The organism is Phenylobacterium sp., assembly GCF_041920015.1.
In the GTDB taxonomy this organism is placed as follows: domain Bacteria; phylum Pseudomonadota; class Alphaproteobacteria; order Caulobacterales; family Caulobacteraceae; genus Phenylobacterium.
This window is the reverse complement of record NZ_JAYRST010000011.1, coordinates 30,368-42,518: the sequence shown is the minus strand read 5'-3', so window position 1 is coordinate 42,518 and position 12,151 is coordinate 30,368. Positions and strand designations below refer to the sequence as shown.

Sequence of the window (12,151 nt, the reverse complement as noted above, 5' to 3'; positions counted from 1 at the left end):
TCGCGAAACATATGAACTACGGCCTCCCGCACTTCACATGAATGGGGATGGGTTATGCTAAAAGTTCACCTCGCGCTGAGCAGCGCCATGACGCTGGCCTTGGCGGCGATGGCTGCAACCGGCGCACAGGCCGAGGACGCCGGACCAACCGAAGTCGAAAGCGTCGTGGTGACGGCCTCCTCGATCGCACAGCGCATCCAGGACGCCCCGGCCAGCGTCTCGGTGGTTTCCGCCGAAGACCTGCAGCAACGGCCCATCCAGGACATCGTCGACGCCCTCGGGCGAGTCGAAGGCGTCACCCTGTCGCGGGCAGGCAATCAGCGGACCATCCAGCTTCGCGGCCTCAGCAGCGCCTACACCCTGCTGATGATCGACGGAAAGCGGGTGAGTTCGACGAACAACATGTTCCGCGGCAACGACTACGACGCCGGCTGGGCGCCGATCGAAGCCATCGAGCGCGTGGAGGTCGTGCGCGGACCGATGTCGTCCCTCTACGGCTCCGACGCCATCGGCGGAGCGGTGAACATCATCACCAAGCCGGTCGGCAAGACCTGGACCGGATCGGTGAGCGCCGACTACACCGCCCAGGAGCACAGCCAGGCCGGAGATTCCTACAAAGGCGGTTTCTATGTGAGCGGCCCGCTGGTCGTCGACACGCTGGGCCTGAAGGTCTGGGGCGGATACGACCGCAGGGACCCGGACAAGGGGATCAATTCGTCCGGCCTGGCCGGCATGCCGCTCCAGCAGGAAACCTTTATCAACGGCACGCTGCAATGGACGCCGGACGACGCCACGGACGTCACGGCGCAATATGGCTTCAGCCGCTCGAACCACGACCACTTCATCATGAAGCGCCAGGACTTCGCCCTGACGCACAAGCGCGAATGGGACTTCGGCGAGAGCCGCCTGCGCTTCTACGGCGACCGGGTCGAGAACCTGACCGGCAACACCACCGGCGAGATCAATCCGAACACCGCCAGGAACTACGCCCTGGACGCCCGCTTCACCGCGCCGCTCGGCGACAACAGCCTGACCGTCGGGGCCGAACACCGCTGGCAGGACCTGGACGATCCGAAGCTCCTGGCCGGCTGGCCCGGCTCGCCCACCGCCGGGAAGGACACCGAGGCCAGCGTCAAGCAATGGGCCCTGTTCGCCGAGAACGAATGGCGCATCACCGACGATCTGCGCCTGACGGTGGGCGACCGCTACGACCACCACGAGAACTTCGGCGGCCATCACAGCCCCCGCGCCTACCTCGTCTATCACCTGACGCCCAACATCTCGCTGCGGGGCGGCTGGTCTCGCGCCTTCCGCGCGCCGACCCTTCTGCAAAACAGCCCCAACTGGGGCTCGGTCTCCTGCGGCAGCGCCACCACCGGCTGCTTCATCGTCGGCTCGACCGAACTGAAGCCCGAAACCGCCGAAAGCTTCGAAGGCGGCGTCCGCTTCGACTTCGACCGCTGGAGCGGCGGGATCACGGCCTTCCAGAACGAGCTGAAGGACATGATCTCGATCAGCAACCGCACCCGCGATCCGGTGCTGGCGCCCAACTATCCCAACTTCGTCGGCTACCTGGCCGATGGGCGGCCGGTCTTCCGCTACGAGAACATCGCCAAGGTGCGCAGCAAGGGGGTCGAAACCAGCATTGCCGGCGACATCACCGAAACGCTCAGCATCCGCGCGAACTACACCTATCTGAAGTCGGAGGACCGCTCCTCGGCCAACCCGATTCCGCTCATCTACCAGCCAAAGCATTCGGCGAACCTGACGCTGGATTGGCGCGCCATGGAGAACCTGTCGCTCTACGCCTCGGCCAACTACATCGGCCGCCAGTACATCGCCGCCTATGCGAACCCGGCTTTCAACGAGATCCAGGAGGCCTACACCCTGGTCGATATCGGCGGCCGCTACGACGTCAATGAACGGCTGACGGTGCGGGCCGGCGTGCTGAACCTGGCCGACAAGCGCATCGAACGGACGACCTCGACCGAATACAACGAAGACGGTCGGCGCTTCTTCCTCTCGCTCACGCACCGCTTCTAGCCCGCCATGCTGCGCCTCCTTCTTCTGGCGACATGCGCCTGGGCCGCTGCGGGACCTCTCGAGGCGCAGCCGGCGCCGAAGCCTCTTGCGTCGGCCCGGCAGGCCGACCGAGAGCTTCGGCTCGACCTGCAGGCGGGAGACTATGTCCGGGGCCGCGCCGAAGCTGCCCCGGACGCCTCCGACCTGGTTCTGCTCGGCCCCGCGGACGAGACGATCCGCACCTTCCGGGGATCGGATCGCGGGGTCGGCTTCTCCTTCGTCGCCGAGCGCCCGGGGCCCTATCGCCTAGGATGGAAGGCGCGCGCCGCGAAAGGCACGATCACGGCCACGAGCATTGTCCACCGCGCCGATCAGCCGCGGGCGGGCGACCGCGCGGGACCGGCGCCCCTGCCCAGCGCCCGGCTGCGCACCCTGCAGGCGGACCTGCAACGCGGCGGCGGAACCCAGGCGTTCTGGCGAGAGGTCGTCGATGGCGGCGGCTATCTGGCCGAGCCGACCGAGGGCGGTCAGGTCCGCGTCACCTTCCTGTGGCGCGGAACGCCGGACACGCGGAGCGTCCATCTGAACTGGCCGGTCTGGGCGCCGCGCATGGACGACAATGCGTTCGAGCATCTGGCGGGCAGCGATGTCTGGTATCGCACGGTGCTCGTGCCGCCTGGAACGCGGCTCACCTACCAACTGGCGCCCGACGCGCCGATCGGCGCCGATGCGCCCCGCTCCGAGCGGCGCGACGCGCTGGTGGCGGTCAGCCAGACCGATCCGCTCAATCGCAAGCTTTGGCCGGCCGATCCGGCGCTCGGCCGGTTCGACCGGTATTCGGTTGTGGAACTGGAGGGCGCGCCGCCCCTGCGGTTCGCCGAACCCCGCCCTGATGCGCCGCGTGGCGCGACCCAGCCCTTCGATCTCACCAGCGCGGCCCTGGCGCAACGGTATTCGGCGGTCCTCTATCGGCCGCCGGGGCCGCCTTCCGCCGCACCACTGCCGCTGCTCATCGTCTTCGATGCAGACCGCTATCTGGAGCGGATCGAGGCGACAACCATCCTCGACAACATGATCGCGCAGGGGGCGATCCCTCCGGTGGCGGCCGTCTTCGTCGCCAATCCCAGCGCCGAGACCCGCGCGTCCCACCTCGCCTGCAATCCGAAGTTCTCCGACTTCCTCGCCGACGAACTGATCCCCGCCGTCCGCTCCCGCCTTCCGGTAACGCGGGAAGCCGCCCAGGTGATCGCCGCCGGCGCCAGCTATGGCGGTCTGGCCGCCGCCTGTGCGGCGCTGCACCGGCCGGACGCGGTGGGCGCCGTGCTCAGCCAATCCGGCTCCTTCTGGTGGGCGCCGGGCGGGGGCGAGGGTCCAGCCGGATCGGACTCCGAACCCAACTGGGTTGCCCGCGCCTTCGCCGCACGCGAGCGCGCGCCGCTCCGCTTCTATCTGAACGCCGGCGTCCTGGAGGCTGGCTCGGGCATTCGGGACAGTACGCGCACCCTGCGCGACGTGCTGAGGGCCAAGGGCTACAACGTCGTCCACGAAGAGTTCGCAGGCGGTCATGACGATCTGGCCTGGCAGGAGACCTTCCCCCGCGGGCTGATCGCCTTGATCGGGTCAAAGACCGTCGTCTCTCCCTGACCGGTCCGGCCCCGGGGCGCCGTCCCGCCGCGGCGGTCCCCGATCCTCGCGGCGCTGAGCGGTCAGTCCCTTGGCCAGGGCCGAGCGGTCGGCCGGCGAAAGGCCAGCGGCGAAATCGACGATCCGGTTCTCGATCTGGCCTCGTGCGTCGGCCTCCTGCCCACGGATCTCGGCCAGGCGCGCCTTGGCGACCTGCGGGTCAAACGGCTGGGCTTCAAGGCTGCGCCAGGCGTCGAGACGCGCCGTGCGGGCCGCGCGCATGGCCTCGCGAGCCGCACGCCCCTCCCCGCGCAGCGCGGCGCGATAGGCCTGTGCCTGGTCCTCGGACAAGACCTCGCCCGCCCGCCACACCGGAGGCGGAGCGCGCATGCCGGTGGAATGTTCGCCCCCGCGGACGCGATGGCCCACCACCAGTCCGCCGGCGACGGCTCCCACCAGGAAGAGGTTGAGCGCCAGCGATGCGAACAGCGCAATGGCCAGGGTCTTGCGGCTCAAGGTCAGGCTCCCTCTCCGTTCACCAGTCCCGTCAGGTCGTCGTAGTTGGCGAGAGACGCGCTGACGGTTTCGTCGGCCGAGACCGGGGCCACCGCCTCCGACAACATCACCCCGACCACCAGCCCCGCCGCGCAGGCCGCCGCCAGGCCCGCCCCGGCGCCCGCGCGCCAGATCCAGCCGGTCAGGCCGCGCTGGGCTCGCGGCGCAGGGGCCGCCGCTACGACCGCCTCGCGCAGGCCGTGCGACACGGCGAGCGGACGCCAGGCGTCCAGGGCCTCGTCCAGCCGCGCGGCGGCGGCCAGGACGCTAGCGGCCAGGTCCGGCTGTTGCGCCGCGAACAGCGCCGCCTCGTCCCAATGATCCTGCGGCCAGCGCGCCATGTCGCCGCCATAGGCTTCGGCCAGCGCCTCGAACCCATCCCGCGTCATCAGCCTAGTCTCCCACCATGTCCGCCAGAGCCATGCGCAAGGCGCGCCGCCCGCGCGACAGCAGGCTTTCCAACGCCTCGACGCTGATCCCCATCAGGGCCGCCGCCTCGATATTGGAGAGCTCCTGATAGTGACAGAGGACGATCGCCTCCCGCTGCCGGTCGGGCAGAGCGCCCATGGCCGCCGCCACCCGCTCGCCGGTCTCCATCGCCTGCAATCCCCGGTCGGGCGCCGGACCGTCGTCCACCACCTCGGGCGGGGTGTCGGTCGGCGCTTCCCGACGGCGGCGCAGGCGGTCGTAGCAGAGATTGAGCGCCACCCGATGCATCCAGGTGTCGAATTTGGCCGCGCCCGGCCGCCATGCCCGCGCCTGCTTCCAGGCGCGCACGAAGGTCTCCTGCGCCACGTCCTCGGCCTCGGCCGCATCGCCCAGCATCCGCCCCGCCAGCGACAGCAGCCGAGGCAACTTGCGGGCCACCAGCGCACGCACGGCTGCAGGGTCGCCCTCGGCGACGCGCGCCAGCAACGCCTCGTCCGGATCGCCCAAGTCTCACCTCGCCTGCAGGCGCAAGCCGCCTATGTCGTTCAAGCTTCGCCACGGCCTCTCATCCGGCGCAAGGCGGTCGCACCGGTCGGAACAGTCTGCACCATGACGCGTCCTCTAACGCCTTGCCTGATCCTCAAACGCGGGCGGCGCGGATTTCCGTCGCTCAGGCGTCGACAATCTTCAGATAGGCCGCGCGGGCCGCCTGCCGCGCCGTCTCCAACCGGGTGCGCAGCGTGCGGAAATCCCTGACGCCGCCGGCCCGCGCCAGCAGGGCCCGGAACGCCTTGGGCTCCTCCTCCGGATCGCCCTGATCGCCGAGCGCCACCTTCAGAAGCTGGGTGAGGTTCTGCTGCAGGGTCCAGGCCTTGCGTAGCGCCGCCAGCGGTTCGGCGGGCGCGCGGCCCTCGAAGGCGGCCAGGGCCTCGGCGGTGTTCGCGCGCAGCGGCCCTCCCTCCGCGGCGTCGGCGAGTTGAAGGAACTGCGCGGCGAACTCGATGTCCACCAGGCCGCCGGGCGACAGTTTCAGGTCCCATGCGCCCTTCGGCGGCCGCTCCTGCTCCAGCAACTGGCGCATCTCGCGCACGTCGGCGGCGGTGCGCGCCCGGTCGCGCGGCCGGCGCAGCGCCGCCTCGATGGCCGCGACGGCGTCGGCGGCGAAGGCCGGGCTGGAGGCCCAGACCACTCGCGCCCGGGTCAGGGCCAGCAGTTCCCAGGTCTCGGCCTCGCCCGAATAATAGTCCTCGAAGGCCGGAAAGCTCACCGCCACCGGCCCCTTGGTGCCCGAGGGGCGCAACTGCATGTCGACTTCATAGAGCTCGCCCTCGGCGGTTGGCGTCGACAGCGCCGCGATCAGCCGCTGGGTGAAGCGGCCGTAGAACACATCGGCGCTCCACTCCTTGATGGAGGAGACGGCCGCCGGGTCGCCCGGCCGGTAGAGCGTCATCAGGTCGAGGTCGGACCCCGCGCTCATCTCGCGCGACCCGCACTTGCCCAGGGCGATGACCGCCACATCGCCCTGGAAGGCGCCGCCGATCCGCTCGGCCTCGGCCAGGGCGGCGGGCGCCAGCACCTCCATGCAGATGTCGGCGAGGTCGGCGAAGGCGCGGCCGGCGACCTCGGCGCTCGCGGCCCCGCTCATCACCTGCACCCCTACACGGAAGGCCTGCTCGCGATGCACGCGGCGCACCGCGTCCATGACCTCCTCGAAGCCCTCGGCCCGGCTGACCGCCACGGCCATCACCTCGCGGTCCTCGCCACGGTCGATATCGGCGAAGAACGCGCCGTCCAGCATGGCGTCCAGCGCCGCCGGCCGCCGGGCAAGCGTGTTGGCCAGGCGCGGGGCGAAGGCCATGACCTGCACCGTCAGCTCGAACAGCTTGGGCTGGGCCAGGAACAGCGACTGAAGCTGCACCCCCGAGGACAGCTTGGAGAAGAACGCCTCGAAGCGCTTGAACGCCGTATCCGGCGCCCCCGTCGCCTGGGCCGCCTCCAGCAGCCGCGGCGCCAAGCGCGTGAAGAGCTCGCGCCCGCGCTCGGTGCGGGTGGCCTGGATATGGCCGTGGTGCCAGTTGCGGATGGTCTGGGACACGCTCGCCGGATGCGAAAAGCCCATGCGCGCCAAGGTCGCCAGGGTCTCGGGGTCGTCCTCGACGCCGGTGAAGATCAGGCTGCCGAACTTCGACGACAATTGCTCCTCGTCGGGGAACAGCTCGCCATAGCGGCGGTTTACGGTCCTCAGAATGCGCTCGATGGCGGCGTCGAAACTACGGACCCGGTCATATCCGCTCAAGGCCGCCACACGCTTCCGCTCGCCATCGGACTCGGAGAGCTTGTGGGTTTGCTCGTCGGCCAGCATCTGCACCCGATGCTCAGCCGCCCGAAGCTGGCCATAGGCCTCGGCCAGTTCGTCGGCGGTCTGCGGCGCGACGTGGCCGGCGGCCTCCAGCGCCCGCAGCGCGTCGATCGTGCGCGGCGAGCGCAGTTCGGGATGGCGTCCGCCCAGGATCAGTTGCTGGGTCTGGACGTAGAACTCGATCTCGCGGATGCCGCCCCGGCCCAGCTTCAGGTCCACGCCCTTGGCGGTCAGGCGCTCGTCGACCTTGTGGACATGTATCTGGCGCTTGATCGAATGGATGTCGGCGATGGATGCGAAATCGAGGTTCTTGCGCCAGATGAACGGTGCAAGTTCCGCCAGAAAGGCCCGGCCGCAGGCGATATCGCCAGCCGCCGCCCGCGCCTTGATGAAGGCCGCCCGCTCCCAGTTCTGGCCGACGCTCTCGTAATAGTCGAAGGCCGCAGGCGCCGGGATGGCCGGCGGTGTCGAGGATGGATCGGGGCGCAGGCGCAGGTCGACGCGGAAGACATAACCGTCGGCGGTCTTGTCCTGCATCATGTCCGCCAGCCGATGGGTCAGGCGCACCGCGAAGGCCTGGGTCTCCACGCCCTCGGCGAGCGGCAAAAGGTCGGGCTCGTAGAAGACCGAAATGTCGATGTCGCTGGAATAATTGAGCTCGTAGGCGCCGTGCTTGCCCATGGCGATGCAGAACCAGCCCCGGACAGGCCCACCCTCCCCCTCGCCCAGGCGGGTCAGCCGCCCGGCCTCGAGCTCGCCGCGCGCCGCGACCTGCAACGCCGAGGCCAGGGCCGCATCGGCGAACCGGGTCAGCGCGCCGGTCACCGCATCGAGGTCCCAGACCCCGCCCAGGTCGGCCAGGGCGATCAGCAGGTGCGCCTCGGCCTTCAGCTTGCGCAGGCCCGCCTTGGCTGCGTCCCAGTCCAGGCCGGCCTGCTCGGCGGTGCGCGCCAACAGGTCGGCGAAGCGCGCGTCCGGATCGGCCTCCAGCAGAGCCTGCAAACGCGCCGGCGACCGCCGCGCCAAGCTGGTCAGATAGGGCGATGCGCCGAAGATCGGAGCCAGGACCGGCCAGGCCGCGTCCAGCAGCGGCGTCCACCCGTCCCGGGCGGCGGCGTCGGACAGGAAGTTGCGGGCGCGATCGGCCGCCTTCGGGTCGGCGATGGGGCCGCAGGGGCGCATGACGTCCTTGAGCTGAGTCATGCCACGACATTAGCGGCCGGCGGGCATTTCTCCAGTCGCTCAGGCCGCGCTCGGCGCCCGCGGCAGGATCAGCGCCACCCGCAGGCCAGGCCCCATCTCCCCGACCTTGCCGGGGCCTTCGGAGAGTTCGAGCCTCCCGCCGTGCGCCTCGGCCACGGCGGCGACCAGGGAAAGACCGAGGCCCGAGCCCGGCTCGCTGCGGCTGTTCTCCAGGCGCACGAAACGCTCCACCACGCGCGCGCGGTCCTCGTCTGGCACGCCCGGGCCGGTGTCGGTGACCGAGAACTCGATCTCGCCCGAAGATCTGCGGCGCACCCGCAGCATGATCGCCCCGCCGGACGGCGTGTACTTGATGGCGTTGTCGAGCAGGTTGGCCAGCGCCTGGGCCAGGAATTCGCGATTGCCGCGCACCTGCAGGTCTCTGGTCAGTTCGGCGCCGAACTCCAGCCCCTTGTCCTCGCAGGTCGGCTCGTAGAGGTCGGCGAGATCGGCGGCCAGCTCGGCCGGGTCGAACACCACCTGGTCGGGCGCCTGGCCCGCGGCCTGCAGCCGGGCGATGGCCAACACCGCCGAAAAGGTCTTCAAGACGCCGTCGGTGTCCTCCAGGGCCTGGGCCAGCGCCTCCTGCGCATCGCCCTTGCCGGCCTCGACGTCGAGATAGGCGCTCTCCAGCCGCGCGCGCAGGCGCGTGAGGGGCGAGCGCAGGTCGTGGGCGATGGCGTCTCCCGCATGGCGGTGGCCGGCCATGGAGCGCTGGAGCCGGTCGAGCATGTCGTTGATGCCCTCCGACAGTTCGTCGAACTCGTCGCGGGCGCCGCGCACGCTGGCGCGGGCGTCGAAGTCGCCGTTGCGCACGGCGGCGACCACGTCGTTCAGCGCGCCCATGCTGCGCGAGACGTTGCGGCTGACCAGCAACCCGCCGGCCAGGCCCAGCACGATGACCAGCGCGCCGGCGCCCCAGAGCGCGCGGACGATCTTCACGACATAGGCCTGGTCTTCGCTGATGTCGGCGCCGACGAAGAGAATCTCCCCGCCGCTCAGATGCTCCTGCACCCCGCGCGCCGGATGCTTCACCAGCCGCCCTTCGTCGTCGTAGTCGGTGACCGAGAAGCTGGCCCGGGACGGCGCGCCCGGCGTGCTGTCGATGGGCGATTCGGCGATGGAACCTGAAATGCGCGTCCCGTCCGGCTTCATCAGCAGATAGAGGAACGGCCGCTCGCTGGCGGCGCGTTCGATCAGCGACTGGTTCACCGCATCGACCCCGGCGCGGTCATAGGCCGCGACCAGGGAGCGCATCTCGCGGATGATGTTCTGGTCGGTGCGCCGCTGCGCCTCGCCCGCGGTGGCCAGATAGATGTAGGCCAGGAAGGCGCTGGCCGCCGCCGCAAATAGCGCCAGGAACAACAGCGTCAGCCGGAACGGCGTGGTGCGGAAAAGCCGCGGCAAACGCATGGCGCGCGCCTAGGGGTCCAGGCGATAGCCCGCGCCGCGCACGGTCTGCAGCATCGGACGGTCGAAGCCCTTGTCGATCTTCGAGCGCAGGCGCGAGATGTGCACGTCGATGACGTTGGTCTGCGGGTCGAAGTGGTATTCCCAGACCTTCTCCAGCAGCATGGTCCGCGTCACCGACTGGCCGGCATGACGCATCATGAATTCCAGAAGCTGGAACTCGCGCGGCTGGAGGTCGATCTCCTTGCCCTGGCGGTGAACGGTCCGGCCGATCAGGTCCATCTCCAGTTCGCCGACCCGCAGCAGGGTCTGGACCGAGCCGGTCTCGCGCCGGCGGCTCAGCGCCTCGACCCGCGCGATCAGTTCGGCGAAGGCGTAGGGCTTGACCAGATAATCGTCGCCGCCAGCCTTCAGCCCATCCACGCGGTCGTTGATCTCGCCGAGCGCGGAGAGGAACAGCACCGGGGTCTGGTCGGCCTCGCGGCGCAACGCCTGGACCATGGTGACGCCGTCCATGCGCGGCATCATCCGGTCGACGATCATCACGTCGAATTCGCCGGCGTGCGCGGCCTTGAGGCCTTCCTCGCCATCGGCGGTGCGGACGCATTCATGGCCGGCCTCGGTCAGGCCGCGGTCCATAACCTCGGCCGCTTCCAGGTCGTCTTCGACAATCAGAATCCGCATCGCCGCCCCCAAAGCCGAAACGTGGCGGGCGGCGAGGACGCCCTCGCCGCCACGCGAACCAACCCTAGAGCCCTTTAGGGTTTGGTGGAATCACCAAGCCCGTTGAAAAGGGCTCTAAATCAAGCCTGTAGAGCGCGTTCGGGCGGGCGAACCGCCCACACTTCGCCCTAACGCGCTCTAGCCGGAAATCTTGAGCGGCAGGAAGGACGTGCGGCCGCTGCGATGCACGCCCACCAGGATGCTCTGGCGGCCGGCCTTCTTGGCCGCGGCCACCGCCGCGGAGAACTCGGCCGCCGTGGTCACCGGCTCGCCGTTCGCCTGGACGAGGACGTCGTCGCGGCGCAGGCCGCGCAGGGCCGCGTCGGACGATTGATCGACGCTGGTGATCAGCACGCCGCGGAAGCCCGCCTCGAGGTTCAGGCGGCGGCGCGCGGCCTCGTCCAGCGGAGCGAGCGCCAGGCCGAGGACGACCGGCCGCTGAGCCTGGGCGCCGGGCGTCTCACCGCCGCCGCGGCTGGGGCCGCCCTGGCCGTTGTCGTTGGCCGCCAGTTCCTTCTCGGTCGGGCGCACGCCCGAACGCACATCGACGGTCCGACGCTTGCCAGCGCGCAGGACCTCGAGCCGCAGCATGTCGCCGGCCTTGGCCTTGGCCACCTCGCGGGTCAGTTCCGAAGAGGTCTTCACGTTGACGCCGTTGACCGCGATCACCACGTCGCCCGACTGCAGGCCGGCGCGCTCGGACGGTCCGCCCGGCGTGACATTGGCGACGATGGCGCCGCGCTGGGCGCCCAGCCCCTGGGACTCTGCCATCTCGGCGGTGAAATTCTGGATCGAGGCGCCGATATAGCCGCGCGTCACCTTGCCGCCCGAGATGAGCTGCTTGGTGATCCCATCGGCCACATCGGCCGGGATGGCGAAGCCGATGCCCACCGAGCCGCCGGACGGCGAGAAGATCGCGGTGTTCACCCCGATCACCCGGCCATAGACGTCGAAGGTCGGACCGCCGGAGTTGCCGCGGTTGATCGGCGCGTCGATCTGGATGTAGTCGACGAAGGTCTCGCCGATGTCGCGGCCATAGGCCGAAATGATGCCGGCGGTCGCCGTACCGCCCAGGCCGAACGGGTTGCCGACCGTGATGACCCAGTCGCCTACCCGCGGCTTGCCGGCGTTCTCGAAGTTCACATAGGGAAAGCCGCTCCCCTTGACCTTGAGCACGGCCAGGTCGGTGCCCTCGTCGCGCCCCACCACGACCGCGTCGAGTTCGCGCTCGTCCTTGAGCACGACCTTGATCTCCTTGGCGTTCTCGACGACGTGGTTGTTGGTGACGATGTAGCCGTCGGCCGAGATGAAGAAGCCCGAGCCCGAGGATTGCTGGCTGGGCAGGCGCGGTCCGCGGCTCGGCGGTCCGCTCTGCCCGCCTTGGCCCTCATCGTCCTCGCCGTCGCCGCCGCCCGGTCCCTGGCGCGGCACGATCCCGAAGGGGAAGTTCTCGAAGCCCGGCACGCGGCGCAGGGCCGAGGGATCCACGTCCGAGGTGACGTTGATGGAGACGACGGCCGGCGAGACCTTCTCGAAGATGTCGGCGAACGACAGCGGCGCGCCCGGCGGCGGCGCGAAGATCGGCGACATCGAGGTCTTCATCAGCAGGCCGCGCTGGCTGGTCTGCTCTGCGCGCGGCTGATCGGCCATGTTGGCGCCCGCCAAGGCCGCCGTAGCGACGCCGACGCCGGCCAAGGCGCCGAGGAGGTAACCGGTCTTCTTCGAGGTCATATGCCTTCAATTTCCCTGTGGGCGTCCGCGGTCACATAACACGGACACGCCCCCGAC

9 protein-coding genes are annotated in these 12,151 nt (G+C 69.8%); 2 read left to right on the top strand and 7 right to left on the bottom strand.

Annotated elements, in window-relative coordinates; translation table 11 throughout:
* Window positions 1-87: 87 nt before the first annotated feature.
* Window positions 88-2,043, top strand: a complete 1,956-nt coding sequence (locus ACE3TL_RS04135; RefSeq protein ID WP_374577461.1) for a TonB-dependent receptor domain-containing protein — start codon at window positions 88-90, stop codon at window positions 2,041-2,043.
* Between the two features lie 6 nt (window positions 2,044-2,049).
* Window positions 2,050-3,666, top strand: a complete 1,617-nt coding sequence (locus ACE3TL_RS04130; RefSeq protein ID WP_374577460.1) for an alpha/beta hydrolase — start codon at window positions 2,050-2,052, stop codon at window positions 3,664-3,666.
* Here the strand turns inward: ACE3TL_RS04130 and ACE3TL_RS04125 are convergent.
* The 7 genes from ACE3TL_RS04125 to ACE3TL_RS04095 form a co-directional block, all read right to left on the bottom strand.
* The gene (locus ACE3TL_RS04125; protein ID WP_374577459.1) at window positions 3,643-4,161 is read right to left on the bottom strand and encodes a periplasmic heavy metal sensor; all 519 of its coding nucleotides are present in this window, start codon (window positions 4,159-4,161) and stop codon (window positions 3,643-3,645) included. The two genes, ACE3TL_RS04130 and ACE3TL_RS04125, sit on opposite strands and share 24 nt — an antisense overlap.
* Window positions 4,162-4,163: 2 nt before the next feature.
* Entirely contained in the window at window positions 4,164-4,589 is a 426-nt protein-coding gene (locus ACE3TL_RS04120; protein ID WP_374577458.1) for a hypothetical protein, read from the bottom strand.
* Between the two features lie 4 nt (window positions 4,590-4,593).
* Complete coding sequence (locus ACE3TL_RS04115; protein ID WP_374577457.1) at window positions 4,594-5,136, bottom strand: RNA polymerase sigma factor; 543 nt, start codon at window positions 5,134-5,136, stop codon at window positions 4,594-4,596.
* 163 nt (window positions 5,137-5,299) lie between these two features.
* On the bottom strand, window positions 5,300-8,191 hold the full coding sequence (locus ACE3TL_RS04110) for a bifunctional [glutamine synthetase] adenylyltransferase/[glutamine synthetase]-adenylyl-L-tyrosine phosphorylase (RefSeq protein WP_374577456.1): 2,892 nt from the start codon (window positions 8,189-8,191) through the stop codon (window positions 5,300-5,302).
* Window positions 8,192-8,230: 39 nt separating this feature from the next.
* On the bottom strand, window positions 8,231-9,643 hold the full coding sequence (locus ACE3TL_RS04105; protein ID WP_374577455.1) for an ATP-binding protein: 1,413 nt from the start codon (window positions 9,641-9,643) through the stop codon (window positions 8,231-8,233).
* Window positions 9,644-9,652: 9 nt separating this feature from the next.
* Complete coding sequence (locus ACE3TL_RS04100) at window positions 9,653-10,324, bottom strand: response regulator transcription factor (RefSeq protein ID WP_374577454.1); 672 nt, start codon at window positions 10,322-10,324, stop codon at window positions 9,653-9,655.
* 177 nt (window positions 10,325-10,501) lie between these two features.
* Entirely contained in the window at window positions 10,502-12,094 is a 1,593-nt protein-coding gene (locus ACE3TL_RS04095) for a Do family serine endopeptidase (RefSeq protein WP_374577453.1), read from the bottom strand.
* Window positions 12,095-12,151 lie beyond the last annotated feature (57 nt).